We start from the raw sequence: 26,133 nt of genomic DNA, 5'->3' as shown, positions 1-26,133 counted from the left end.
AGCCCAGACCAGGAAATGATCGTCATGAATTCAACATCGATGGAACGCAATGAACTCGCTCACCCCCTGGTAGTGGTGGTGGAAGACGAAGTCATCATTCGCGAGTTTGTCTGCGAAATACTCAAGGAGGAGGGGTATGAAACCGTCGAGTTCGAGACCGCCGATGCGGCGGTGCCCTTTCTGGACCAGCGCGCGCCCGAGGTCGGGTTGTTGCTGACCGATATCCTGATGCCGGGCACGCTCAACGGTGCCGACTTGTCTAACCTGGTGCATGAACGATGGCCCGAGATGCCGATTCTGATCATGTCGGGCCACGAGACCCCGGAGTCGTCGGGGGTCAAGTGCGAAGTCGCCTTCCTGCGCAAGCCATGGACCATCGGCCAGATGCTGCAGGGCGTGGAAGACGCCGTGAAGCATGCCGAGGCTCGGGCTCACTGAGCCCGAGCCGGCTGCGAGGGCTGCCCTACGCGGCGGTTAGCGCGTCCAGCTCTTCGCGGCTTAGCACCAATCGCGCCGCACGGCCGAAGCTGTGCACCTGCTCCAGACTGGTAGCGCTGGCGATGGGGGCGGTCACGCCTTCACGGGCGATCAGCCAGGCCAGCGCCACTTCGCCAGGCGCCGCCTGGTGGGCCTCGGCGATGCCGTCCAGGGTCGCCAGCAACTTCAGGCCGCGCTCGTCCAGGTATTTTTCGATACGCCCGCCGCGCACGCTCTTGCCCAGGTCTGCCTTGGTGCGGTATTTGCCGGTCAGGAAGCCCGACGCCAGGCTGTAGTAGGTCACCACACCGATGTTTTCGGCGATGCACAGGTCGCGGAGCGCACCTTCGTATTGATCGCGGTCGTACAGGTTGTACTCCGGCTGCAGTACCTGGTAGCTGGGCAGTTGATGGTTACGCGCCGTCTCCAGGCTCGCGGCCAGTTGCGCGGCATCGAAGTTGGAGGCGCCGATGGAGCGAATCTTGCCCGCCTGCAGCAATTTGGCGTAGGCGCCCAGGGTCTCCTCTTCGGGGGTGGTGGCATCAGGCCGATGGGAAAAGTACAGGTCGATGTAGTCGGTGCCCAGGCGCCGCAACGAGTCTTCCACCGCCCGCACGATCCATTTTTCCTTCAAACCTTCCTTGTCTTCCCCCAGCTTCATGCCGACCTTGGTAAACAGCGCGACCTTTTCGCGCCGCCCAGGGCGGGCCTTGAACCATTTGCCCAGCAAGGTTTCCGATTCGCCGCCGACGTGGCCCGGCACCCAGGCCGAGTACACATCGGCGGTGTCGATGGCATTGAAGCCCTGGTCGACGAAAGCGTCCAGCACGGCCAGGCTGGTAGCCTCGTCGGCGGTCCAGCCCAGGACATTGCCGCCAAATACCAACGGTGCGATGCGCAGATCAGTGGTGCCCAGTTGTCGCTGTTGCATGTCATTGCTCCTGCATTGAAATGAACGAAACCCCTGGATGAAAGCACACAATGGCCCACGCGGGGATGAAATCAGGGCAGGCGGTCCGCGGTGAAATCCGCTTCGGTGCGGGCGTGCAGGCGGCCTGAGCGGCAGGCTTTCTGGAATATCTCGAAGTCGCGCTCATTCTGTTCGCCGTATGCCTGGGCATAGGTGAGCAGTGCGTCCGCCAGTTGGGTGCCTTTGCCGATGTAGCCACTGATCACCGCTGCGCAGCCGCTGGCCTTGGCGTGAGCGCGGGCCAGGGCGCGGCCGCACAGGCGCGCGTAGGCCACCAGGGTCTGGTCATCGAAGGTTTCCAGTTCGGCCGACACCTTCATGTCGCGCAACTGGCGTACGTAGAAGTGGTGCCCGTTGGGGCTGGCCGTCCAGCCCAGGAACAGGTCGCTGGCCGGCTGCATCAAGCGCTGGCCGTCCACCACCCGCTGGCCGTGGTGCTTGAACGGGGTGTGCACCTTCACATAATCCGCCAGTACCGAGCGGCGGGCCTCCTTGAATTGCAGGAACAGCGGGTTGCGCAGCTCATCGGTGAGCAGGGCCACCAGGCAGCGGGTGCCGACACTGCCCACGCCCACCACCTTGAAGGCCAGGTCGTCGACTTCGAAGCGCGACAACAGCTCGCGTCGGTCGCCCTGCAGGGTGGTGCTGTACTTGCTCATCAACGCCTTGTACAGCGGCTGCCAGCGCTTGGCGGCCAGCCAGTCGTCGTCGTGGTCCAGCAGCGAGTGCTTGCCTTGCAGGTGGAAGATTTCCGGCAGGTCGTCACGCAGGGTGAGGCGGCCGTGGTGGTCTTGGTCGACGATCTTGGGCAGCAGCCCGGCGTGAGTACGGCGGTGGGCTTTTTCGATGGTCTGGCGCAGAAATTCCAGGGTCCGGCTGCTTTGTGGCTGTTCCAGCAATTCCCCGGGGCTGATGCGCCCATACCAGGTATTGAGCGCGCCTTGCTCTGCGCACAAGGCCATGGTCGCCTGGTAGGCCCCCACCACTTCGTGGCACACCGCTTCCTCGACGCTGCGGGTGTGGCGCAGGGCACGGGCGGCGATCAGGAAGCTGGCGGTCAGGCGCTTGAGGTCCCACTCCCACGGGCCCGGATGGGCTTCGTCAAAGTCGTTGAGGCCGAACACCAGGTTGCGTTCCGGGGTCGCGAAGCCGCCGAAGTTCATCAGGTGCGCGTCTCCGCACAGCGGCACGGTAAGGCCCATGTCGGGCGTGCCGGCCAGGTCGTGGGCCTGCAGCAGCGCGCTGCCGCGGTAGAAGGTAAAGGGCGAGGCCAGCATGCGCCCGTAGCGCAGCGCCACCAGGGACTTCACCCGGCCCTTGCTGGAGGCTTCGATCAGCGCCAGCGGGTCGCGGTCGATGTTGCCGGCGTGGCGGTGGCTGGTCCGGGGGCATTGCTTGCGGGCGGCTTTGCCTTGGGATTGGGGGCTCAGGGGCATTGGGGGGGAAGTCCTTGGGGGTTCCCCAGTTGAGACTGCCGGCGGGCGGGCTAAGTGCCCGCCATTGGGTTCCAGTGTTGTCGAGATTCCGCAACCCCACGCCATGCCGCTGGCGGCCCTGCCGAAAAAAGAGCCCGGAAAGCCTCACTCTGGCCAGGCAAACCCCTCGATCTCCCGCCCCAACCCCCGCGCCTGGTCCAACAGCACCTGCATCATCCGCCGCGCCGCCTCCGGCAGCGGATCGAAGCGCGAAAACACAAAGCTGATGTCAAAGCCGATCTCATCGGCCAGGGGCTTGACCACCAGGCCGCTGTCCTGGGCCACGAATTCGTCGATGATACTCACCCCCATGCCTTGTTTCACCAGCGCCACCGCTTCTGGCGCGTTGGTGAAGTCCAGGAACGAGTTCAAGGCCACCCCCGTGCGTTCGATCGCCCGGTTGATCAGTTGCCCGAAGGGGATGTCCGGCCGGAACAGCAACAACGGTTCGCGCGCCAGGTGCGCCATCTCGATCACCGGCTGGCTTTCCAGCGCGTGGCCCGGGGGCAAGACGCAGACCATGCGCCCGCGCATGAAGGGCAGGGAGTACAGGTGGTCGTGCAGCACCGGCAAGGCCGAGATGGACAGGTCCACTTTCTTGCCCAGTAACTGCACGGGCATGTCGTTCATCAGCGTGGTGTGCCACTCGATGTGCATGGCCGGCACCTGGCGTTTGAGCTCGGCCAGGGCATGGGGCAATACCACGGTAGACAGCGATGCACTGCAGCACACCCGCAGTTGGCGGTTGGGGGTGGTCGCCAGGGACTGGGCGCACTCGTTCACCCACAGTGCGGCCTGGTAGACGCGTTCCACCTCGCGGTACAGCGCCTGGGCCTCGCTGGTAGGCACCAGGCGATTGTTGATGCGGTCGAACAGGCGCAAGGCCAGGCGGCTTTCGATGTAGGCGATCAACTTGCTCACTGCGGGTTGCGAGACGTAGAGCATCTTTGCCGCACCGCTGATGGAGCCGGTCAGCATGACCGCGCGGAACACTTCCATGTGGCGCAGCTTGAAGGCCATGTTGCCGGCTTCGGGGGTATCGGCAGGGGGCTGGGTCGAGACCATGAGGGGGTATTTAACCTTTGGTTATGGTTTGCGCCATCTGAGTATGAGCCATGGGCGGGGGTTTTTTGTAGCCTGTCGCCATTCCCACCCGGTGCAGGCCGTGCAATGAGCATTTTCGACGAACCCAAGATCGACTGTCACAACCACTTGTTCGACCCGGCCCAGTTCCCGTACCTGGCCAACACGATTTACCGCCCGGCCGGCCAGGAGATCGGCACCCTCAACCAATTCAACCGGGTCCTGGACGCCTATGGCGTGCAGCACGCGCTGCTGGTCCAGCCCACCAGCGGCTATCGCGGCGACAACCGCCTGCTGCTGTCGGCGCTGGCCAGCAGCGAAGGGCGCTACAAAGGCGTGGTGGTGGTCGACCATGACATCAGCCTGGAGGCCTTGGCGGCCTACCAGAAAAAGGGTGTGGTCGGTGTGGCATTCAACCCCGCCACCGAGGGCCTGACCGTGATGGCCGGCGCCGAGGCGCTGTTGCCCAAGCTGGCGGAGTTGGGTCTGTTCGCGCAGATCCAGACGGTGGGCGACCAATTGGTCCAATTGCTGGAACTGATCGACCAGAGCGACGTGCGCCTGCTGATCGACCACTGTGGCCGCCCAGACATCGAGCACGGCCTGTACCAACCTGGCTTCCAGGCCTTGTTGCGCCTGGCCGAGCGCGGCCGCGCCACGGTAAAGATCTCGGGCATGCAGAAATTCGCGCCCATGGACAGCGTGTTCGAGGACACCCTGGCCTACGTCCAGGCGCTGCTCGACGCCTTCGGCCCCGAGGCCTGCGTGTGGGGTTCGGACTGGCCGTTCCTGCGGGCCCAGCAGCGGGTCGACTATGGGCCGCTGCTCAAGCTGGCCGAACAATTCATGCCTGACGCCCACGTGCGGCGCCAGGTGATGTGGGAAACCCCGCGGCGCCTGTTCGGGTTCCGCTGACCGCCGTACTGAAATGCCTGTGCAACAACAATAACAAGAGGTAAACCTCATGAGTGCCGACCGCAACTTCGAACTCCCTGCGTACCGGACCGCCGCCCCGGCGGTGCAAGCCCGCAGCCGCACCCGGTTCATGATCCTGGCGCTGATCGCCGGCGGGACCACCATCAACTACCTGGACCGCAGCGTGATGGGCATCGCGGCCCCCAGCATCAGCGCTGACCTGGGCTTGAACGCGGCCATGATGGGCCTGATTTTCTCGGCGTTTTCCTGGACCTACGCCGCCGCGCAGATCCCCGGGGGCATCCTGCTCGACCGCCTGGGCACCAAGCTCACCTACTGGCTGGCGCTGACCCTGTGGTCGTTGTTCACCGGCCTGCAAGGCCTGGCCACCGGTTTTGCCTCGCTGCTGGGCATTCGCCTGCTGATCGGCGCCACCGAGGCACCCTGTTTCCCCACCAATAGCCGGGTCGTGGCGACCTGGTTCCCCCAGAGCGAACGGGCCCGCGCCACGAGTATCTACACCCTGGCCGAATACTGCGGCCTGGCGTTCCTCACGCCGTTGCTGTTCTGGGTGTTGCACGCCTACGGCTGGCGCTTCCTGTTGATGGCCGTGGGCCTGGTTGGGGTGCTGTACGGGCTGGTGTGGTGGCGCAAGTTTCATGAACCGCACCAATCGAAACAGGCCAACCAGGCCGAGCTCGACTACATTGCCGCCGGCGGCGGGGTGGTGGACGGCGGGCAGAAGGCCACGCGTTTCGCCTGGTCGCAGATCCCGCAACTGCTCAAACAGCGCAACATGCTCGGCATATGCCTGGGGCAGTTCGCCTGCAACTCCACCAACGTGTTTTTCCTGACCTGGTTTCCCACTTACCTGGTCACCGAACGGCACATGCCCTGGCTGAAAGTGGGCTGGGTGGCGGTGCTGCCTTTCATCGCGGCCTCGGCCGGCACCCTGGTGGGTGGGTGGCTGTCGGACAGCATGCTGCGCCGTGGCATTTCCCTGAACCTGGCGCGCAAGGTTCCGGTGATCACCGGCCTGTTGGCGTCCTCGGTGATCGTGCTGGCCAACTACGTGCAATCCGATGCCCTGGTGGTGGCGATCCTGTGCGTGGCCTATTTCGCCCAGGGCATGTCGGCGCTGGCCTGGATGATCGTGTCCGACATCGCGCCCAAAGGCCTGATCGGCCTCAGCGGCGGGTTGTTCAACCTGTTCGCCAACGCCGCCGGCATCGTCATCCCGCTGGTGATCGGCATCATCGTCACCCTGACCGGCTCGTTTGTCTGGGCCCTGGCCTTTATCTCGCTGGTGACCCTGTGCGGCGCCGGTTGCTACCTCTTCCTGGTGACAGACCTCAAGCGTCTGCCCGATATCCCGAACCTTTGAAAGGAGCGTCACATGAGTCAACATCTGGAAGGCCAGACGGCCATCATCACCGGCGGCATGCGCGGCATCGGCCTGGGCATCGCCAAGCGTCTGCGCCAGGCAGGTGCCAACATCGTGATCTGGGACCTGAACGTGGACCAGTGGGACGCCAGCGCCGCCGGCTTCACCCCCACGCTGCGCCAAGCGGTGAACGTAGCCTCGCTGGCCTCGGTTGAAGCCGCGTTCGCCGAGGTGGTCGAGCAGTTGGGACGTGTCGATATCCTCGTCAACAACGCCGGCATCAACGGCCCGGTGGTGGAGTCGTGGAACTACCCCGTCGAGGCCTGGGACCAGGTCCTGGCCATTGACCTGACCGGGGTGTTCTATTGCTGCCGTACCGCGATCCCGCACATGCGCGAGCGCCAGTACGGGCGTATCGTCAACGTCGCCTCCATGGCCGGCAAGGACGGTGTGCAGTACATCTCGGCCTACTCGGCGGCCAAGGCGGGCGTGATTGCGTTCACCAAGTCGGCGGCCAAGGAACTGGCCCAGGACGGGGTGCTGCTCAACTGCATCGCCCCGGCCATGGTGGAAACCGGGCTGATGGCGGAAATGACCCCTGAGCACATCGCCGCCAGCAAGGCCAAGATCCCCATGGGCCGCTTCCTGCAGATCGAAGAGATCGCCAACATGGTGACCTGGATCGCCGGACCGGAGTGCAGCTTCACCACTGGTTTCGTGTTCGACCTCAGTGGCGGCAGGGCCACGTACTGATGGCCCTGGGCGTCGCTCACCTGACCGCCCTGCAACTGGCCCCCGCCGACCTGGTTCGCCAGGCCGCGGGGGCTGGTTTTTCCGCGGTAGGGCTGCGGTTGCACCCTGCCATGGCAGGCGGTGTGTGCTACCCGCTGGAGGCGCCGGCGCGGCGCGGCCTGAAGGCGGTGCTGGCGGAGGAAGGCATGCGCGTGGCGGACATCGAGTTCGTCGAACTGACGCCCCAGGTGGATATCCAGGCGTTGGCGCCGCTGCTGGAGGCGGGGGCCGACCTGGGTGCGGCCAGCCTGACGGTGTCCGGGGACGATCGCGAGTATTCCCGGCTGACCGACCACTATGCCGCGTTGTGCCAGTTGGCGGCGGGGTACGGCTTGCGGGTGGAGTTGGAATTCATGCGCTGGCGGGCGGTGGCGAACCTGGCGCAGGCGCGGCAGATCGTCGAGGGCGCAGGGCAAGCCAATGGCGGCCTCTTGCTGGATGCCCTGCACCTGTTTCGCAGTGGCGGTACGGTGGCCATGCTCCAGACGATAGACCCGCGCTGGCTGCGCACGGTGCAGCTGTGCGATGCACCGCTGCTGGCGCCGCCCGAGGAGGGGATTATCGCTGAAGCCAGGGAAGGGCGGTTGCCACCAGGCCAGGGGCAATTACCCCTGGTCGAGTTGATGGCGGCGTTACCGCAGGGGGTGCAGGTGAGCGTGGAAATGCCCTACGGCGCGTTGAAGAGTGTCGAGCGCTTGGCATTGGCTCATCAAGCCACCCGCGCCCTGTTGGACCCACTGAATCCATAGCGCTCGCGGCGAGACGGGGAACGCTGTAGGGAGCGGATATGCAGCGCGGTCTGTCAGGCAGACCGCGTTGCTCGTTTCGCTGGCACGCTACCGCCATTACAGCGCGGCATCACTCCACTCACCGTTGACCAGACGCTTGAGCCCCAGTGGGTTGCTGTTGCGCAGGGCCTCGGGCAGCAGTGCCTCGGGGTAGTTCTGGTAGCACACCGGGCGCAGGAAACGGTCGATGGCCAGGGTGCCCACCGAGGTGCCGCGGGCATCGGAGGTGGCCGGGTACGGCCCGCCATGAACCATGGCGTCACACACTTCAACGCCGGTCGGGTAGCCGTTGACCAGGATACGCCCGACTTTCTGCTCCAGCAGCGGCACCAGCCACTGGTAAGCCACCAGGTCATCGGTTTCACCGATCAGGGTGGCGGTCAGTTGCCCGCGCAGGCCCTGCAGGGCAGCCTTGAGTTGCGCGTCGTCCTGGGCTTCGATGACGATGGTGGTCGGCCCGAATACCTCTTCCTGCAGCAGTTCATCGCCCTGGAGCAGCAGCGCCACGTCAGCCTTGAACAGCTGCGGGCGTGCCTGGCTGCCCGATTGCGCTTCGCCGGCCAGGTGGGTGACGCCCGGGTGGGCCGCCAGGTGTTCCAGGCCTTGGGTATAGCTACGCAGGCCGCCAGCGTTAAGCATGGTCTGCGGCGCCTGGGCAGCCATCTGTTCCTGCAACTGGCCGAGGAACGCGGTGAAGGCGGGTGAGCTGACGCCGATCACCAGGCCCGGGTTGGTGCAGAATTGGCCACAGCCCATGACCACCGAGGCCGCCAGTTCCTTGGCCACGGTCTCGCCACGGGTGGCCAGCGCCTGGGGCAGCAGCACCACCGGGTTGATGCTGGACATTTCGGCGAACACCGGAATGGGTTGCGGGCGTTCGGCTGCCATCTTGCACAGGGCGTTACCGCCGCTCAGCGAACCGGTGAAACCCACGGCCTGGATGGCCGGGTGCTTGACCAGCCACTCACCCACGCCACCGCCGTAGATCATGTTGAACACGCCGTTGGGCATGCCGGTTTTCTCGGCCGCGCGGATGATCGCGCAACCCACTTGGTCGGCGGTGGCCATGTGGCCGCTGTGGGCCTTGAACACCACTGGGCAACCGGCGGCCAAGGCTGCGGCGGTGTCGCCACCGGCGGTGGAGAAGGCCAGTGGGAAATTGCTGGCGCCAAACACGGCCACCGGGCCTACCCCGACGCGGTACTGGCGCAGATCGACACGCGGCAATGGCTTGCGATCCGGCAGCGCCTGATCGATGCGCGCGCCCAGGAAGTCACCGCGGCGCAGCACCTTGGCGAACAGGCGCATCTGGCCACTGGTGCGGCCGCGTTCACCTTGGATGCGCCCGGCGGGCAGGGCGGTCTCGCGGCACACGATCGCCACGAAGTCATCGCCCAGGGCATCGATCTCATCGGCGATGGCGTCCAGGAACTCGGCACGGCGGGCAGGGCTCAGGTGGCGAAATTCATCAAAGGCCGCTTCGGCGGCGCGGCAGGCGGCGTCGACTTCGCCTTCGGTGGCTTGAATGAAGGTATAAGGCAGCGCTTCGCCGGTGGTCGCGTCCAGGCTCTGCAAGTGTTTGCTGCCCTGGGCGCTGCGGTGGCCGGCGATGAAATTGTGGCCGAGAAGGGTGGACATCGTGATCTCCTGGTTCTTCAGATTGTTCTGAGAAAGCCTGACGGCTTGATGTTGACGGACATCGTACAACTAGGTGGAGGGATGTGCAATCCGCAGGCTCGCTGCAGCCGCGGCGCAGCGAAGGACCTGGCGGCGTCCTGGTCCCGCGCGCGACAATTCACTTGCACCGCCACAGGTACCACGCCGCCACCGTCCGCCACGGTGCCCAGGCTTTGCCCAGTTCACGCATCTGCCCGGGCGTGGGCGCCGTGGGCAGTTGCTTGAGGCGCCGGTAGCCCTCGCGCACGCCGAAGTCGTCCACCGGCAGGATGTCGGCACGCTCCAGGGTGTAGATCAGGAACATTTCCACGGTCCAGCGGCCGATGCCGCGCAGGGCGCTGAGGCGGCTGATCAGGTCTTCATCCGACCGCTGCAGGGCGTCAGCGCGGCTGGGCACGACGCCGTCCAGGCTGGCTTGTGCGATACCGCGGATCGTTGCCAGTTTGGCGGCGGAAAAACCACAGGCGCGTTGCAGCGCCGGGTCGGTGGCCAGCAACTGTCGGGCGTCGGGGAAGGCGCCGCCGGGATACAGCGCCAATAACCGCCCCAGAATCGCATCGCCCGCCTTGGCATGCAGTTGCTGGTAAGCGATGGCCCGGATCAGCGCTTCATAGGGTTCACGCGCTGGCTTCGGCACGTGCCCGCAAGGTCCGACCTGGGCGATGTGGCGCGCCCAGTCATCGTCCAGGCCGGCCAGGAAGGCCGTGGCCTGGGCCAGGGCGCCAGCGTCCACCGCTCAGGCTTGCCCGGCACGGCGTGCCGCCGTGCGCGACAGGGCTGCCCAGTCCAGATGACCCTCGCCGTGGGCCACGCCCTCGATCAAGGCATCGCGCAAGGTACTGGCCAGTGGCAGGGGCACGTTGGCCTTCTCGCCAGCGTCCATGGCCAGGCGCACGTCCTTGAGGCCCAGCGCCAGCTTGAAGCCGGCCGGCTCGAAGCGCTCCTGGGCAATGGCGTCGCCGTAGCCGTTGTACACCGGGGCGGCGAACAGGGTCGAGGTCACCAGGTCGATCAGCACCGCCTTGTCCACGTCGTAGCCCTCGGCCAGGGCTGCGGCTTCACCCAGTGTGCCGATCGCGCTGGCGATCATGAAGTTCACCGCCAGCTTCACCGCGTTGGCCTGTTCCGGCCGGTCGCCCAGGGGCCAGGTTTTCTGCCCGAGCACGTCGAACAGCGGTTGCACCGCGGCCAGCGCTGCGGCATGACCGGCCGCCAGAATCTGCAGTTGCCCGGCCTCGGCGACATTCACCCGGCCCAGCACCGGCGCCGCGATGTAGGACGTGCCGTGTTCCAGGTGCAGGGCCGCCAATAGCGTGGCCAGGCCCACCGACACGGTGGCCATGTTGATGTGAATGGCGCCCTGTTTGAGCGTTGACAGCGCCTGGGTATCGACCAGGGTATCGAGGGTGGCGGTGTCGTCGGCCAGCATCGAAATCAGCACGTCGGCACCTTCCACCGCTTCGCGCGGGCTGGCCGCCGCCACCGCGCCCAGGGTCACCAGTTTCTCCACGGGCTGCGGCGAGCGGTTCCAGGCACGTACGCTATACCCAGCGTTGATCAGGTTGGTGGCCATGGGCAGGCCCATGGTACCCAGGCCGAGAAAGGCGATCTTCATGACGGCAGGCTTCCTTTTTTTCTAGACGAGTTGCGCAGTACACCGCAGGGTAGGCGGTTTGGCAACCACGCACCCTCGCGCAGCCTGGTCAGGCCACCACCTGATGGCTGGCCTATCCTCATACGGTCAGGCGCTTCTTTATTTTACCTACCGTCCCGCTGAACAGCATCAAGTCGCGCCATTTTCAGCCGACACTCATCGTGCTGACTGCCCCTTTACCGTTGCCCGCGAGACACCCCGATGAACAGCCTTTCCGCTGACGACCGCGCTCAGGTCTTGCAGGATGCAACCACCCAGTTCTGGAAGCACATCGTGCCCATCGTATGGATCGCCTTCGCGATTCACATTCTGCTGTTCGGGCTGTTCCTGTTCCTGCACGTGCCGGTACTGCTGGCTGCCAATGCGCTGAGCATTCTGGTGTATGTCGTGTGCCTGCGCGCTATCGCCAGTGGCCGCCTGCAGACCGCGGGGATGCTGCTGAGCCTGGAGATTCTCGGGCATGCCATCGTCGCCACCTGGATGGTGGGCTGGGACAGCAACTTCTATTTCTACCTGTTCTTCCTGGTGCCGATCATTGCCTTCAGTTTCCAGAACGCACCCCTGCGGCGCCGAGGCTTGAGTTTGGCGATCATGGTCGTGGCCGTGGGCGGGTATGCCCTGCGACGCGAGACAGGCGTGGCCACTGCAATTGGCGATGGGCTGACCGAAGCATTCGGGATTGGCAATGCGCTGACCGCCGTGGCGCTGCTGCTGCACGCCACGTACCTGTCGGTTCGGTTCACGCTGTCGATGCAATTGCAGCTGTTCCATACCGCGCACCGTGACAGCCTGACCAGCCTGTACACGCGCCGTCGGGTCTTGCAGCGCTTGCGCCAGATCGGCACCGAGCGCCAGGCAGCCGCGACCGCCATCGTGCTGCTGGACGTGGACCATTTCAAGCAGATCAATGACCGCCACGGCCATGACTTCGGCGACCTGGTGCTGCAACGGGTGGCCGACAGCATCGCTGCGTGCGTACGCGGCACGGACATCGCCGCGCGCTGGGGGGGCGAGGAGTTTCTGGTGCTGATGCCCAGTACCACGGTGCTGGAGGCTCGGCAGGTGGCCGATCGCGTACTGGCGCATATCCGTGAACACGCAGGCCAGGTAGAAGGTGCCGGGCTGACCGTTACCGCCACCCTGGCGGTGGCGGCCCTGCAGCCCGGCGAAGCCTTTCGTGACGCGCTGATCCGCGCCGATCAGCTGCTGTACCAGGGCAAGGAGGCGGGGCGCGACCGGGTCATGCCCACGAATGCCTAACGGCTGAGGGTTGTCACGCTGCTGCAATGAAACTGAAATATTAGCTTGCTACTGTTTTTTCTTTTGCCGTGGATCCAACAGCCCATGCGTCGCGTTGTATTTAATCAAAAAGGGGGCGTTGGCAAGTCGAGCATCGCCTGCAACCTGGCTGCAGTAAGCGCCGCCGAGGGCTATCGCACGCTGCTGGTGGACCTGGATGCCCAGGCAAACTCTACCCATTACCTGACCGGGCTGATGGGCAATGACATTCCGGTGGGCATTGCCGACTTTTTCAAGCAGACGCTGTCGGGCGGGCTGGCCAGCAAGAAGAGCCGGGTCGAGATCTGTGAAACCGCCTACGACAACTTGCACCTGGTGACCGCCAGCCCTGAGCTGGCCGATTTGCAGCCCAAGCTGGAAGCCAAGTTCAAGATCAACAAGCTGCGCCGTCTGCTGGTGGAGTTGTCGCAAGACTATGAACGCATTTACATCGACACCCCGCCCGCGATGAATTTCTACACCTTCAGTGCGCTGATCGCCGCCGATCGCGTGTTGATTCCCTTCGACTGCGACAGCTTCTCGCGCCAGGCGCTGTACAACGTCATCGAACAGGTGGCCGATCTGCGGGGCGACCACAACGAGTCGCTGGTAGTGGAAGGTATCGTCGTCAACCAGTTCGTCAGCCGGGCCAGCCTGCATCAGCAGTTGATTGACGAGTTGGTGAGTGAGCGACTACCTGTTTTGCCGGTGTACATCAGCAGTTCGGTGAAGATGCGCGAATCCCATCAGGCCTCGGTGCCGCTGATTCACCTGGAGCCGCGGCACCGACTGACGTCACAGTTCGTCGACCTGCTGACCGTACTGGAACGCGCCAGCTGAGCCACGGCGCCACGCGTGTATCACCACAGCGGTGGCGGGGCGCTCACGACTTGGCCGATGACGGCGATGGCACGGTCCACATCGGCCTCGGTGGTGAAGCGTCCCAGGCTCAAGCGCACGCTGCGCTGGGCCTGCTCGGCACTCAACCCCAGGGCCACGAGCACATGGGACGGTCCGGCGCTGGCCGAGTTGCACGCGGAGGTCGAGGATACCGCCAGGTCATGGGCCAACGCCGCACTGTTGAACCCCGGCACATCGATGCACAGGTTCAGGGTGTGGGGAATGCGCTGGTGCGCACACCCATTGAGCCGCACGCCTGGCCATTGCAGCAGGCCGTCGCGCAGGCGCGCCGACAGGCGCTGAAGGCGCTGGGTTTCGTCCACCAGGTGAATGGCCGACAGCGCGTAGGCGCTGCCCATGCCGACGATCTGGTGGGTGGCCAGGGTGCCGGAACGCAGGCCTTGCTCGTGGCCGCCGCCATGTATCTGGGCGCGCAGGGCCGGCCGTGCGCGCTCGCCCACGTACAGGGCACCGATACCCTTGGGGCCATAGCTCTTGTGGGCCGACATGGAGAGCAGGTCTACCGGCCAGCGCGCCAGGTCGATGGCGACCTTGCCGGTGCCCTGGGCCGCGTCGACGTGGAACAGCGCGCCATGGTCACGGACGAGCTGGCCGATGGCGGCCACGTCGGTGAGGGTGCCCAGTTCATTGTTCACCAGCATCAACGACACCAGCAGGGTGTCCGCGGCCAGGGCGGCGGCCACCGCGTGAGGTTGGATCAGGCCATTGGCGTCCGGCTGCAGGCGGGTAACGCGAAAGCCTTGCTGTTCCAGTTCGTTGACCGTGTCCAGGACGGCCTTGTGCTCCAGGCAGCTGGTGATGAGGTGCCGGCGGTTGGCCGGCGCCGTGGCCGCGATGCCCTTGAGCGCCAGGTTGTTGGATTCGGTGGCACCCGAGGTCCACACCAGGCTATCGGCGGGGGCGCCGATCAACTCGCCCACCTGCCGACGAGCCAGTTCAACGGCCTGGCGGGCGCGTTGCCCATAGGCATGCGAGCTGGACGCCGGGTTGCCGAAGGTGCCGCTTTGGCCCAGGCAGGCCACCATGGCGGCGATCACGCGCTCGTCGACAGGGGTGGTGGCGGCGTAATCGAAATACAGCGGTTCGGTGGGCATGGGGCTTCCCTTTCTTCCAATGGGGCGATGGAAGAAAGCTTACCCGGGTGGGCGGGCAAAAAAGTTGATTTTTACCCGTCGAATGCCGCGGTTATTAGAATATTTTTCGCCTATTTCCAGCGAAACGAAATAAGCCCCGACTTGCCGGGCCAGGGGGCGTTCACAGATCGACGATTTCCACCCAGTTGGCGCCGTTGCCCACCGGGTAGCGATCATTGAGAGTGAGTCGGCCACTGGCCGGGTCGATGTCGAACACCGATATGTGCTGGGACTTCTCGCCACTGCAGATCAGGTGGCGGCTGTCGGCAGTGATGGCGAAACCGCGGGGCTGGCGTTCGGTGGCAAAGGTGCCGATGGGTGTCAGGGAGCCATGGGCCTGGTCAACCTTGAAGGCCGCCAGCACGCTGCTGGTGCGCTCGCTGGTGTACAGGTACTTGCCGTCCGGGGTCAGGTGAATATCGGCGGCCCAGATGTCCTGGCTAGTGTCGGCGTGGGGTTGCATGGCCGGTGTGCCGATCCGGGACGGCCCGCGCGGGGCGCCGGGCTTCAACGCAGAATCGCTGGGCAGGCTGTCGGCCACGGCGACCTGGGTCAGCTGGCCGCTGTGGGCATCCAGTGCATAGCTGATGACGCGGGCCTGCAGCTCATCCAGCACATAGACGTAGCGGTTGTCAGGGGCGAACACCAGGTGGCGGGGCCCCAAGCCCGCAGGTGCTCGCAAGTGATCCGGGGTGTAAGGGGTGAGGGCGCCGGTGTGGCTGTCGAAGTGGTATTGCAGTACACGTTCGCCCCCCAGGTTGGCCACCAGCAGGGTGCGGTTCTGTCGATCGATGCGCACCGAGTGGGCGTTCTGGGCGGTCTTCAGGGTGTGCAGGGGCTCGGCGGCCACGGTGCCATGGGCGACCGGGGTGACGGTGACGATGTCGTTGTCATAGGACACCCCGAACAGGTAGCGCCCGGTCTGGTCCAGGGAGATGTAGGCGTAACTGTCCGGTGTCGGGCTTTCACTGATCTTGGTCAACTGCCCGTCGCCGGCGGCGATGCTGAAGGTCTGTACATTGTAGGGTTTGGACCGCACCGCAGCGAACAGGTGGTTGCCGTGCACGGCCAGTGGCATCACGTTGGGGCCAGCCTGGGTAACGGGACCGGTGGTGAGCTTGCCACTGGGGTTGTCCAGTTGATACGAAGACAGCGTGCCGTCGGCGGCGTTGGACACGTAGACGAAGGTTGAGGCCATGGTGAACTGACTCGACAGGGTGGCGAACAGGAAAGGAAGGGTTCGGCGGACCAGGCGTGCGAGGGGAGAGGGCATGGGCGAACTCCTTGTTATTGTGCCTTCGAGGTTATCAGACGTCAGATGACATTGGCCAGCGTTTCAGGCTGGGCCGCTGGCCCCTCTGGATCAGGTAAAGCCCACCACCGCATGGGGGATATAGGGGGCTTGCAGCTGCTCGATTTCCTCGTCGGTCAGCTCCAACGCCAACGCCGCCACCGCATCGGTCAGGTGTTCGGTCCGCGACGCGCCCACCAGCGGTGCGGTCACGCCTGGACTCTGCATCACCCAGGCCAGCGCAACTTGGGCACGGGGCACGCCGCGGTACGCGGCGACCTTGGCCACGGCGTCGACGATCTGCCGGTCGCACGCCTCGGTGTGGGGCTGGTAGAGGCTTTTGCCGTAGTCATCGGTGTCGGTGCGTGCGGTGCTCTGGTCCCAGTCGCGGGTCAGGCGGCCACGGGCCAACGGGCTCCAGGGCAGCACAGCGATGCCGGCGTCACGGCACAGGGGCAGCATCTCGCGCTCTTCCTCGCGGTTGATCAGGTTCAGGTGGTTTTGCATCGAGACGAATCGGGTCCAGCCATGGCGTTCGGACGTCGCCAGGGCCTTGGCGAACTGCCAGGCGTGCATGGACGACGCGCCGATGTGCAGGGCTTTGCCGGCCTTGACCACGTCGTGCAGCGCTTCCAGGGTTTCCTCGATGGGGGTGGCGTAGTCCCAGCGGTGGATCTGGTACAGGTCGACATAGTCAGTGCCCAGGCGGCGCAGGCTGTTGTCAATCTCGGCGAAGATTGCCTTGCGCGACAGGCCACCCACGTTGGGGGCCGTGCGCAAGGGAAAATAGACCTTGGTGGCGATGACGATTTCGTCGCGCCGGGCGTAGTCGCGCAGTGCGCGGCCGACGATCTCCTCGCTGGTGCCGTCGGAGTAGCTGTTGGCGGTGTCGAAGAAGTTGATGCCCAGTTCCAGCGCTGCCTTGATCAGCGGTCGGCTGGCGTCTTCGTCCAGGGTCCAGGGGTGTTTGCCACGGTTGGGCACGCCATAGGTCATGCAGCCCAGCGCCAGCGGTGAGACCTTCAGGCCGGTATTGCCCAGGTTGACGATGTTCATGCAGCGCTCCTGTCGATGGAAAATGTACCGAAATGTCCATGAAAGCTTTCCAGCCTAGACCCGGCCTGCAATCGGGTGCAAGCAAAGGGCTGATCTGCCCGCGCAGAAATGGCATGATGGGGATCTTTAGAGCGGTGGTGTAGCCGCTGGCACGGTATTGAACTGGGGAGTGTTGAACCAATGACTGCGCAACAAACAATCACGGTGATTCCGCCAGGCGTGGCATTGACTGGGCAGGTGTCGCCGCCCGGCTCGAAATCCATCACCAACCGCGCGCTGCTGCTCGCCGCCCTCGCCAAGGGCACCAGCCGCCTGGACGGCGCGCTGAAAAGCGACGACACTCGCCACATGTCCAATGCCTTGCGGCAGATGGGCGTGGTCATCGAGGAACCGGATGACACCACGTTCGTGGTCACCAGCACCGGGCAACTGCAGGTGCCCGAGGCGCCGCTGTTCCTGGGCAATGCCGGCACGGCCGTGCGCTTCCTGACGGCAGCCGTGGCCACCGTTGAGGGTGACGTCACCCTGGATGGCGACCACTACATGCAGAAGCGGCCCATCGGCCCGCTGCTGGCCGCGCTGCGCGCCGGCGGCGTCGACGTGCACAGCGCCACTGGCTGCCCGCCGGTGCAGGTCAAGGGCACTGGCCGGCTGCAGGCGCAGCGGTTCGAGATTGACGGCGGCTTGTCCAGCCAGTACGTATCGGCCCTGCTGATGGTGGCGGCCTGCGGCACCGCGCCCATCGACGTGGCGCTGACGGGCAAGGACATCGGCGCCCGTGGCTACGTGGACCTCACCCTGGCGTGCATGCGCGCCTTCGGTGCCCAGGTCGAGCAAGTGGATGAGGTCACCTGGCGAGTGCACCCCACCGGCTACGTGGCCGGTGACTATTTCATCGAACCGGACGCCTCGGCCGCCACGTACTTGTGGGCCGCGCAGGCGCTGACCGGCGGGCGCATTGACCTGGGCGTCGCCGATGACGCGTTCACCCAGCCCGACGCCGCGGCCCAGGCCTACATCGCGCAGTTCCCGAACATGCCGGCGGTAATCAACGGTTCCCAGATGCAGGACGCCATTCCCACCCTGGCGGTCCTGGCCGCGTTCAACCGCACGCCCGTGCGGTTCGTCGAGCTGGCCAACCTGCGCGTCAAGGAATGCGACCGCGTGGCCGCCCTGGACGATGGCCTGAACGCCATTCGCCCGGGTTTGTCGACGGTAGAAGGTGATGACCTGCTGGTCCACGCCGACCCGGCCCTGGCGGGGACCACGGTAGACGCGCTGATCGACACCCATTCCGACCACCGCATCGCCATGTGCTTTGCCCTGGCCGGCTTGAAGGTGGCGGGTATTCGCATCCAGGACCCGCTGTGCGTGGGCAAGACCTACCCGCGGTATTGGGACGCGTTGGCCTCGCTGGGTGTAACGTACCAGTAAGGCCACCCTGTAGCAGCGGACCCGGCCGAGTCACGACCGCCGCGCAGTAGCAGGCACACCGCGCCAGCCGTGAATGCGGTGTGCCTGAGGGTGCGTGGCGCCTGTGACGCGGCCGGGTCCGCTGCTACGGCCATCATGACAGCGCGTCCAGGCTATGGCGCAGCCTGCGCCCCTCGATCCACACGCGCAACCCGCGGTACCTGACCATGTAACGTACCGCCACGGCCGCCGCCAGCAGTCCGGATGCCGCGCCAATCCCCAAGGCCCAGCGCGGACCGCAGACATCGGCCACCCAGCCCACGACAGGTGCGCCCAACGGTGTGCCACCGACCGAAATCGCCAGCAGGATAGCCATGACCCGCCCGCGCATCAGCGGGTCGGTGGACAGTTGCACCGTGCTGTTCGCCGTGGTGGTGAAGGTCTGTGCCGATACACCCACGGCCGTGAGCGTCAGGCCGAACCACCAGTAGCCCGGCATCAGCGCCGCCAAGCCGGTGCCTGCGCCGAACAGCAATGCCCCCACCAGCAGCATCCCCAGGCGCGGGTTGGTGCGGCTGGCCGAGAGCAGCGCACCCAGCACCGAGCCTACCGCCAGGCACGAGGACAATACCCCGTATTGACTGGGGCCCTGGTGAAACACGCTGACCGACATGGTGGAAATGAAGATAGGGAAGTTCAGGCCGAAGGTGCCGATCAGGAAGTACATCCACAGAATCGCCAGCAGGTCCGGGCGGCTGCGCACGTAGCGCATGCCTTCGCCGAGGCTGGCGCGGGTACCTTTGCTGCGCTTGAGGGTGCGCAGTTCGTCCAGGCGCAGCCAGCGCAGGGACAGCAGCACGGCACCGAACGACGCTGCGTTGAGCACAAACACCCAACCGCTGCCAATGGCGGCGATCAGCACCCCGGCCACCGCTGGGCCGATCATGCGCGCGGCATTGAACGACGTGGAGTTGAGGGCCACGGCGTTGGACAAATGCTTGTCACCCACCAGTTCGGCGACGAAGGTCTGGCGCGCAGTGGAGTCGAAGGCGCTGACGCACCCGAACAGGAAGGCGAACACGTACACGTGCCAGAGCTGCACCATGCCGGTGAGCGTCAATACCCCCAGGCCCAACGCCAGGGCCCCGGACAAGGCCTGGGTGGTCATCACCAGCCTGCGCCGGTCGAAATGGTCGGCGGCAAGGCCGGTGAAGGGCATCAGCAGCAGGTAGGGGCCGAACTGCAAGGCCATGACGATACCGACGGCCGTGGCGCTTTCGTGGGTCAACTGCACCAGCACCAGCCAGTCCTGGGCGGTACGCTGCATCCAGGTGCCGATGTTGGAGATGAGCGCGCCGCCGGCCCAGACGCGGTAGTTGTAGTTTTGCAGCGAGCGGAAGGTGCCTTTCACTGACCGGTTCCCGAATACAGAGCTGAGGACAGGAAACCGACGGGTTCGTTAGCTTCCTATCTTCGATCTTCGGCGCCACGGGATCAGGCTGTCAAGCCACGGGCCTCAACGCGCGGCAGGAGCCTTGTGTTCCAACCGGCCCACGGGCCCCAGCCATTGCCCGGCCTGCTGGTCGAGCCATTGCTGGGCGGCCGGGGTGTGCTTGACCGTGGCGTCCAGCCAGGCCGTGGTAACGGCCGCGACGCTGGCTGCCTGGCGGCGGTCGACCCCTGGGTCGGCGGGTTTGCCAGCGCCAGGGCGGTCACCACCGGGGCCACCAGGGCCGCCGGGACCACCGCCTTCGCCGCCCTCGTCATGGGCATGGCCGGCCGGTTTGGCGGCATGCACCAAGGTGCCCGAGAGGTCCTTGTGGCTGGCGTCCTGCAGGCGCAACTGGTAACCGCCGCTGCTGCCCAGGCCGTCAAACAGGGCGAAGCGCTGCTGGGCACTGGCGACCCAGCTGAACGGGTCTTCATCCAGCGGCCCGGTGACCGACAGCAGCGGGGTGTCGATATGGGCGAAACGAGCCGGGTCGGCGCCAGCGGCAACGTAGGGGCTCAGCACGATAGCCCCCAGCGGTCGCCACTGGCTCAGGCGTGCCTGGCCATCGTCGTGCTCGCCCGCCAGGGCGGCGGCGGTCTGGGCGCCCAGGTCGTAGCCGGCGACCACGGTGCGCTGCACGTCGACGGCATTGAAGCCGGCTTCCCCGGCCAGGCCCCGGCGGCGCACTTCGGCCAGCACCGTGACGACTTCGGCGACCCGGGCTTGCAGGGCAGCGTCAGCGTAGCTGTTGGCAGCAATGCCGCGGAACGCGCCAGCCTGGGCGTCCGGCGTTTTATAGACCGATGAGTCGTAACGAGTCGGTTGCACCGTCAGCACGGCATAGCCGGCGTTGCCCCAGCTCTGGCGCCACAGCTGGCCGGCGCTGTCGTCTTCGCCCAGGCCAGGCAGGTACACCACCAGCGGCACGTTTTTCTGGCCTGCGGGCACCACCAGCGACAGGTCGACCTGGTGGTTGCCCCAGGCCCAGCGGGTAGCCCAGCCGTCGAGCTTGTTGGCCACACCGGGGTTGTAGGCTGTCTTGAGGTATTCCTGCAGCGAGACCATGCCGTCATCATCGGCAGGTGGCGGGCTGCTGCAGGCGGCAAGGGCGGCGAGGGCTACGCTCAGGGCGAGAGGGCGGGCAAGGCGGGCAACGGAAAACGGCAGTAATGACATGACTATTCGGCTTTGACAGGATGAAAGGCCCGATTATGCAGAACCCGCGGGCCAGACGGGGCGGCGGCGGGGTAAAAGCTTGGTAAATTTTTGGTTCTCCACGGAATCCCGGGGAAGTTGTCGCGCCACTGCAGATCCACAGTGAGCAAACAGAGCGGATCAGGTGATGTCCCAGGCATAATTGGCCCGAAACAGATGTGGGGCCAGGCTTGCCTGGGAAGCGCCGCGCGGGCGGCGCTCGATCTTAACAGCGACACTACAACATCGCCTGGCACTTGGAGTGCCCTGATGCAATCCCTAGCCAGAAGCTCCGATGAACATTTTGTCGGCCTGCCTTGCAATTGCATAAAGGCCACCAGATACATGTCTTGGTGTTTTCTGCGCCCCTGAAATCGAGCGCCGCCCGCGCGGCGCTTCCCAGGCAAGCCTGGTCCCACATCTGTTTCGGGCCAGTCATGTCTGTGAGATCACCTGGTCCGCTCCGTTTGCTCACTGCAGATTAGTGGTGGTGCCACAACTTCCCCGGCAATCCGTGAAGAATCAAATTTTTGCTACATAAGCACGGGGGAGTGGATATATCCGCGGTGGCCGCCGACACGTCATCGGCGCCTTGCTCCCTTGCGTGTCAGGCAAGGTCGCCTAAGCTTCACCGCAGCAGGACCAAAAAACTTACAAATTCAACGCACTAAGCCGGACCTTTCGCCCAGCCCCGTAGTCTCTAGGGCGTCATTTGGAATTGGAGGTATACATGCTCATTCGGTCTCTGGCCTTCGCTGCCCTCATTGCTGTCGCCGGTCCCGTGCTGGCAGTCGATAGCGACTCGCCGCTGGCCCAGGAGCAGGGCAAGACCCGGCCCTTGATCATCATTGCGCGCAGCTCCGTGGACCCGGACCTGGTGCATTTGAAGGACGCGCTCAAGGAACCGGCCAACCAGCAAGGCTTCACCCAGCGCAACATGGTGCTGTACACCGTGGTCAACACCATCGGCCAGCGTGATGGCAAGAACCTGGACCCCCAGGCCACCATGGCGCTGATCCGCAGCCTGAGCCTGGGGGCTGGCGAGCTGCCCAAGACCATCCTGGTGGGCAAGGACGGTGGCAAGAAGCTAGAGAAAAGCGGGCGCGTCGAGCTCAAGGAAATCTTCGATGCCGTGGACGCCATGCCCATGGCCGAGAAGGAAGCGGCTGCGCCGGCACAGGCCGCACCAGCGGCTGAGCCTGCCAGCGGCAAGGCCGCCAAGGGCGCCAAGGCCAGCAAGGCAGCGCCGCAGTCGCTGGACGATTGAGCCCGCCGCAGCGGCTGAACAACAGCCGCTGCGGCCGGTTTTCAGCAGGACCGGAGCCCTCAGGGAATCAGGCGCTCGGCGCGCAGCTGGGCGAACACGTCGAAGAAGGCCTGGTCACTGGCCTGGAAGTCGGTGAAGCCCAGGCGGCGGCTCTTGGACATGTCGGTCACTACCTCCACTGGCCGGCCCAGGTCGGCGTCGGTGTGCCACGGCGAAATCAGTCGGTGAATGTCCTTTTCCAGCAACCCATGCTCGGCGGCCAGCTGGCTCCAGGCCGCCTGGTCATCGGCCATCTGCGCGGCCAGCGGCTGCGGCTGTTCCGGGAACGGCGCGGCTTCCAGGCCAAACCACTCGGCGATGCGTGACCACATCCAGCTCCAGCGGAACACATCGCCATTGGTGACGTTGAACGCTTCGTTGGCAGCGGCCGGCGTGGTCGAGGCCCACAGCAGTTGCCGCGCCAGAATGCGTGCGTCGGTCATGTCGGTGAGACTGTCCCATTGCACTCGCGAGCCCGGGAACACGAACGGCCGGCCGGTGGCCTTGCAGACACTGGCGTACACCGCCAGGGTGGTGGCCATGTTCATGGCATTGCCCACGGCCACCCCGGTAATGGTATGGGGGCGGTGCACGCTCCAGGTGAAATGGTCGCGCTTGGCGGCAGCGAACACTTCATCTTCCTGGGCGTAATAGAAGTTCTCTACATCCAGGCGGCCCTGGGTTTCGCGGAACGGCGTTTGCGGCAAAGTGCCCTGGCCGTAGGCTTCGAACGGGCCCAGGTAGTGCTTCAGGCCGGTCACCAGCGCGACGTGGCGCAGGCTGCGCGAACCACGCAGGCCATCCAGTACGTTACGCACCATGGCCGCGTTGACGCGAATGTTCTCGGCTTCGCTGGCCTGCCGCGACCAGGTGGTGATGAACAGGTGGGTAGGGTTGAGGCCAGCGAGGGCGCTGGCCACGGCGGCTGGGTCTTGCAGGTCGGCAGCTACCGGGATGATGCCGGGGGCCAGTTTGGGCGCACGGGACAAGCCCGCGACTTTCCAGTTGGTGTTCTCGGCCAGCACGCGGGTTACTGCGCTGCCGACGATGCCACTGGCGCCCACTACCAATGCAATTTCAGTCATGTCTGCCTCTGTGCAACAAATGTTGTTACACCTTAACGGCAGTTGGCCTGTGATCCAAGTCGCAAGGGGCGACGGATTGCCGCTGCATGATACGCAGCGGCTTCACGCGACGGGGGTTGCCCTCAGTTCATGACCACCGCCGCACCGGCGCGCTGCAGCAGGCGCTGGTTGCGTTCGGACAGCTGTTCCAGGGCAAAGCCCTTGCCAGCCTTCTCATAACGCGACGCCAAGGCCTCCAGGGCAGCGATGGCCGAGTGATCGGCCAGGTGCAGGTGCCGGCAATCGACCGTGACTTCGTGCGGGTCGTTACGTGGGTCGAACAGGGCCTGGAAATGCGTGGTCGAGGCGAAGAACAAGGTGCCGTGCGGGGTGTAGCGCTTGCGCCCAGGCTGACTGTCGTCGGCGTCGGCGCGGATTTCCCGGGCGTGCTGCCAGGCGAACGCCAGCGCGGCGATGAGAATGCCACACACCACGGCGGTAGCCAGATCGGTGAACACGGTGATGACCGTGACCGCAACGATCACCACGGCATCCTGGCGCGGCACCTTGCCCAGCACCCGCAACGAGCCCCAGGCGAAGGTCTGCTGGGCCACCACGAACATCACCCCAGCCAGCGCCGCCAGCGGAATGCGCTCGATCAGCGGTGACAGGAACAGGATGAACAGCAGCACCATGATGCCGCTGACCACGCCCGACAACCGCCCGCGGCCGCCGGAGCTGAGGTTGATCACGGTCTGGCCGATCATGGCGCAACCGCCCATGCCACCGAACAGCCCCGAGGCCACGTTGGCCACGCCCAGGGCCACGCATTCGCGGTTCGGTTGGCCACGGGTTTCCGTCAGTTCATCGGTGAGGTTGAAGGTCAGCAGGGTTTCCAGCAGCCCGACCATGGCCATCAGCACGGCATACGGGGCGATGATCTTCAAGGTTTCCAGGGTCATCGGCACGCTGGGCCAGTGCAGGCTGGGCAGGCCACCGGCGATATGTGCCATGTCACTGAGGGTACGGGTGGGCAGGCCCAGCGCGTACACCAGCAGGCTGACGCCGACAATGGCCACCAGCGCCGGTGGCACGGCGCGGGTCAGGCGCGGCAGCAGGTAGACCACGGCCATGGTTAGCGCCACCAGGCCCAGCATCACTACCAGCGGCGTGCCACTGAGCCACGCATCGCCGACCTTGAAGTGCTCCAGCTGTGACAGGGCGATGATGATCGCCAGGCCATTGACGAACCCCAGCATCACCGGATGCGGCACCATGCGCACCAGCTTGCCCAGGCGCAACAGGCCGAACAGCACCATGATCAACCCGCCCAGCACCACGGTCGCCAGCAGGTACTGGGCACCGTGCTGCACCACCAGCGCGACGATTACCACCGCCATGGACCCGGCTGCGCCGGAAATCATGGCCGGGCGGCCGCCGAAGAGGGCGGTCAGGGTGCAGATGATGAAGGCACCGTAAAGGCCCATCAACGGGTTCACCTGGGCCACCAGCGCGAAGGCAATGCACTCCGGTACCAGGGCGAAGGACGACGTCAGGCCGGCCAGGACGTTGTTGCGGATCGAAGACAGCGACATGGGTTTCCTTGCATGAACAGCAACCCCGCACGGCGCGCCGGTGCGCCTTGGCCCTTTCAGGGTGCGCGCGGCCGGGCCATTCGGGTGGTTTGAAGAGGAGAGGCGTACAGTTTAAGAAATATGGACCGTTTCGACCACCCGTTTTGATTGCCGGCAGTTGTCGTACCACCCCCGCAATCGTATAGACTCGGCCTCTGCTGCCTTCCTGATCCCATAAGAACAATCCCCTGCAACAGGAGTCGCACCATGGAGCACCTTTCGCTGGGCCTCGTCGGCTACGGCAAGATCGCCCAGGACCAGCATGTGCCGGCCATCCTCGGCAACCCCGGTTACCAGTTGCGCGCTGTCGCCACCCTGGGCCCGCCATGCCCCGGCGTGGCCCATTACACCAGCCTGGAGGCGTTGCTGGCCGAGGGCCCGGCCGTGCAGGCCGTGGCGTTCTGCACGCCGCCCCAGGGCCGCCACGCGCAAGTGCGCCAGGCCCTGCTGGCCGGCAAGCATGTGCTGGTGGAAAAGCCGCCTTGTGCCAGCCTTGGCGAGGCCATGGATTTGGTGGAGCTGGCCCGCGCCCAGGGCGTGACCTGCCTGTTCGCCTGGCATTCGCGCTTCGCCCCGGCGGTGGAGCCGGCTCGCCAGTGGCTGCGCGGGCGCACCCTGCGCAGCGTGGCCATCACCTGGAAGGAAGACGTGCGCAAATGGCACCCCGGCCAGGCCTGGATCTGGCAGGCGGGCGGGCAGGGGGTGTTCGACCCCGGTATCAATGCCTTGTCTATCGTCACCACGTTGCTTCCCGACCCCCTGTTCATCACGGCCGCCGAGCTTGCCGTGCCCGCCAACCACCAGGCCCCCATCGCGGCGCGCCTGCGCATGGCCGACGCCCATGGCGTCGAGGTCAGCGCGGAGTTTGACTGGGATCATGCTGAACCCGACGTCTGGCGTGTGGTCATTGTTACCGAGGATGGCGTGCTGCGCCTGGAACAAGGCGGCGCCGCGCTGTTCATCGATGACATCGCCCAGCCGCTGCCTGCTGAGGCAGAGTACCCGTCGCTGTACCGGCATTTCCGGCAGTTGATCGCCACCGGCGCCAGCGATGCCGACCTGCAACCCCTGCGCCTGGTGGCAGACGCTTTCATGGCCGGCCGCCGTACCCAGGCGGCGGCCTTCCTGGACTGAAA

Annotated in this window: 23 protein-coding genes; 10 read left to right on the top strand and 13 right to left on the bottom strand. The window is 65.4% G+C overall.

Translation table 11 applies throughout. The annotated features are described in order from the left end of the window. The first annotated feature begins 24 nt into the window (after positions 1-24). Positions 25-438, top strand: coding sequence for a response regulator (locus HWQ56_RS14865; RefSeq protein WP_176570992.1), 414 nt, complete (start codon positions 25-27; stop codon positions 436-438). Between the two features lie 25 nt (positions 439-463). On the opposite strand, the gene HWQ56_RS14860 is transcribed toward HWQ56_RS14865, so the two are convergent. The 3 genes from HWQ56_RS14860 to HWQ56_RS14850 all read right to left on the bottom strand — a co-directional run bounded on the left by HWQ56_RS14860 (position 464) and on the right by HWQ56_RS14850 (position 3,987). Beyond that, positions 464-1,408 carry an aldo/keto reductase gene (locus tag HWQ56_RS14860; protein ID WP_176570991.1) on the bottom strand — a complete coding sequence of 315 codons (945 nt, stop codon included), beginning with the start codon at positions 1,406-1,408 and terminating at the stop codon, positions 464-466. A 71-nt stretch (positions 1,409-1,479) separates the two neighbouring features. Beyond that, positions 1,480-2,883 (bottom strand): DUF2252 domain-containing protein, encoded by a 1,404-nt coding sequence (locus HWQ56_RS14855; protein WP_176570990.1) that lies wholly within the window; start codon positions 2,881-2,883, stop codon positions 1,480-1,482. Between the two features lie 144 nt (positions 2,884-3,027). Continuing rightward, entirely contained in the window at positions 3,028-3,987 is a 960-nt protein-coding gene (locus HWQ56_RS14850) for a LysR family transcriptional regulator (RefSeq protein WP_245217757.1), read from the bottom strand. 105 nt (positions 3,988-4,092) lie between these two features. Here HWQ56_RS14850 and HWQ56_RS14845 point away from each other — a divergent pair, with 105 nt between their 5' ends. From HWQ56_RS14845 to HWQ56_RS14830, 4 genes are read left to right on the top strand one after another with little or no spacing between them, the layout of a single operon-like run. After that, positions 4,093-4,920, top strand: coding sequence for an amidohydrolase family protein (locus HWQ56_RS14845; RefSeq protein WP_176570989.1), 828 nt, complete (start codon positions 4,093-4,095; stop codon positions 4,918-4,920). A 49-nt stretch (positions 4,921-4,969) separates the two neighbouring features. Continuing rightward, a complete protein-coding gene (locus HWQ56_RS14840; RefSeq protein WP_158158483.1) occupies positions 4,970-6,304 on the top strand; it encodes an MFS transporter in 1,335 nt (444 codons plus the stop codon). A gap of 12 nt (positions 6,305-6,316) precedes the next feature. Beyond that, a complete protein-coding gene (locus HWQ56_RS14835; RefSeq protein WP_176570988.1) occupies positions 6,317-7,057 on the top strand; it encodes an SDR family NAD(P)-dependent oxidoreductase in 741 nt (246 codons plus the stop codon). After that, on the top strand, positions 7,054-7,845 hold the full coding sequence (locus HWQ56_RS14830) for a sugar phosphate isomerase/epimerase family protein (protein WP_158158497.1): 792 nt from the start codon (positions 7,054-7,056) through the stop codon (positions 7,843-7,845). The genes HWQ56_RS14835 and HWQ56_RS14830 overlap by 4 nt, the downstream gene beginning before the upstream one ends. A gap of 96 nt (positions 7,846-7,941) precedes the next feature. Here HWQ56_RS14830 and HWQ56_RS14825 read toward each other — a convergent pair whose 3' ends face one another. From HWQ56_RS14825 to HWQ56_RS14815, 3 genes are all read right to left on the bottom strand, one after another. Further along, positions 7,942-9,522 carry an aldehyde dehydrogenase (NADP(+)) gene (locus tag HWQ56_RS14825; RefSeq protein WP_176570987.1) on the bottom strand — a complete coding sequence of 527 codons (1,581 nt, stop codon included), beginning with the start codon at positions 9,520-9,522 and terminating at the stop codon, positions 7,942-7,944. A 157-nt stretch (positions 9,523-9,679) separates the two neighbouring features. Next, entirely contained in the window at positions 9,680-10,294 is a 615-nt protein-coding gene (locus tag HWQ56_RS14820; RefSeq protein ID WP_176570986.1) for a DNA-3-methyladenine glycosylase family protein, read from the bottom strand. A gap of 3 nt (positions 10,295-10,297) precedes the next feature. Next, positions 10,298-11,176 carry an NAD(P)-dependent oxidoreductase gene (locus HWQ56_RS14815; protein WP_176570985.1) on the bottom strand — a complete coding sequence of 293 codons (879 nt, stop codon included), beginning with the start codon at positions 11,174-11,176 and terminating at the stop codon, positions 10,298-10,300. A 240-nt stretch (positions 11,177-11,416) separates the two neighbouring features. Between HWQ56_RS14815 and HWQ56_RS14810 the strand changes: the two genes are divergently transcribed. Both HWQ56_RS14810 and HWQ56_RS14805 read left to right on the top strand, forming a co-directional pair. Further along, complete coding sequence (locus HWQ56_RS14810) at positions 11,417-12,475, top strand: diguanylate cyclase (protein ID WP_176570984.1); 1,059 nt, start codon at positions 11,417-11,419, stop codon at positions 12,473-12,475. A gap of 84 nt (positions 12,476-12,559) precedes the next feature. Next, positions 12,560-13,333: a ParA family protein gene (locus HWQ56_RS14805; protein WP_158158489.1), complete on the top strand. Its 774-nt coding sequence runs from the start codon at positions 12,560-12,562 to the stop codon at positions 13,331-13,333. Between the two features lie 20 nt (positions 13,334-13,353). Here HWQ56_RS14805 and HWQ56_RS14800 read toward each other — a convergent pair whose 3' ends face one another. The 3 genes from HWQ56_RS14800 to HWQ56_RS14790 form a co-directional block, all read right to left on the bottom strand. Next, on the bottom strand, positions 13,354-14,508 hold the full coding sequence (locus HWQ56_RS14800) for a cysteine desulfurase family protein (RefSeq protein ID WP_158158490.1): 1,155 nt from the start codon (positions 14,506-14,508) through the stop codon (positions 13,354-13,356). A 160-nt stretch (positions 14,509-14,668) separates the two neighbouring features. Continuing rightward, positions 14,669-15,820 (bottom strand): lactonase family protein, encoded by a 1,152-nt coding sequence (locus HWQ56_RS14795; RefSeq protein WP_176570983.1) that lies wholly within the window; start codon positions 15,818-15,820, stop codon positions 14,669-14,671. Between the two features lie 90 nt (positions 15,821-15,910). Further along, positions 15,911-16,894 carry an aldo/keto reductase gene (locus tag HWQ56_RS14790; RefSeq protein ID WP_176570982.1) on the bottom strand — a complete coding sequence of 328 codons (984 nt, stop codon included), beginning with the start codon at positions 16,892-16,894 and terminating at the stop codon, positions 15,911-15,913. 180 nt (positions 16,895-17,074) lie between these two features. Between HWQ56_RS14790 and aroA the strand changes: the two genes are divergently transcribed. Next, positions 17,075-18,328: a 3-phosphoshikimate 1-carboxyvinyltransferase gene (aroA, locus tag HWQ56_RS14785; RefSeq protein ID WP_158158493.1), complete on the top strand. Its 1,254-nt coding sequence runs from the start codon at positions 17,075-17,077 to the stop codon at positions 18,326-18,328. Between the two features lie 133 nt (positions 18,329-18,461). Here the strand turns inward: aroA and HWQ56_RS14780 are convergent, their stop codons facing one another. Then, positions 18,462-19,718, bottom strand: a complete 1,257-nt coding sequence (locus HWQ56_RS14780) for an MFS transporter (RefSeq protein WP_158158494.1) — start codon at positions 19,716-19,718, stop codon at positions 18,462-18,464. Positions 19,719-19,823: 105 nt separating this feature from the next. Continuing rightward, on the bottom strand, positions 19,824-20,975 hold the full coding sequence (locus tag HWQ56_RS14775; protein WP_176570981.1) for an alpha/beta hydrolase: 1,152 nt from the start codon (positions 20,973-20,975) through the stop codon (positions 19,824-19,826). A 748-nt stretch (positions 20,976-21,723) separates the two neighbouring features. Here HWQ56_RS14775 and HWQ56_RS14770 point away from each other — a divergent pair. Next, positions 21,724-22,260: a DUF4174 domain-containing protein gene (locus tag HWQ56_RS14770; protein WP_176570980.1), complete on the top strand. Its 537-nt coding sequence runs from the start codon at positions 21,724-21,726 to the stop codon at positions 22,258-22,260. 59 nt (positions 22,261-22,319) lie between these two features. Here HWQ56_RS14770 and HWQ56_RS14765 read toward each other — a convergent pair whose 3' ends face one another. Together HWQ56_RS14765 and HWQ56_RS14760 are read right to left on the bottom strand one after the other, a co-directional pair. Next, positions 22,320-23,384: an SDR family oxidoreductase gene (locus tag HWQ56_RS14765; RefSeq protein WP_158157677.1), complete on the bottom strand. Its 1,065-nt coding sequence runs from the start codon at positions 23,382-23,384 to the stop codon at positions 22,320-22,322. A 122-nt stretch (positions 23,385-23,506) separates the two neighbouring features. Then, positions 23,507-24,958, bottom strand: coding sequence for a SulP family inorganic anion transporter (locus HWQ56_RS14760; RefSeq protein WP_176570979.1), 1,452 nt, complete (start codon positions 24,956-24,958; stop codon positions 23,507-23,509). A gap of 246 nt (positions 24,959-25,204) precedes the next feature. Here HWQ56_RS14760 and HWQ56_RS14755 point away from each other — a divergent pair, with 246 nt between their 5' ends. After that, positions 25,205-26,131: a Gfo/Idh/MocA family protein gene (locus HWQ56_RS14755; protein ID WP_176570978.1), complete on the top strand. Its 927-nt coding sequence runs from the start codon at positions 25,205-25,207 to the stop codon at positions 26,129-26,131. The last annotated feature ends 2 nt before the right edge of the window (positions 26,132-26,133 follow it).

It is taken from the genome of Pseudomonas eucalypticola, assembly GCF_013374995.1.
Lineage (GTDB): Bacteria > Pseudomonadota > Gammaproteobacteria > Pseudomonadales > Pseudomonadaceae > Aquipseudomonas > Aquipseudomonas eucalypticola.
This window is presented reverse-complemented; position numbering and strand designations above follow the sequence as displayed.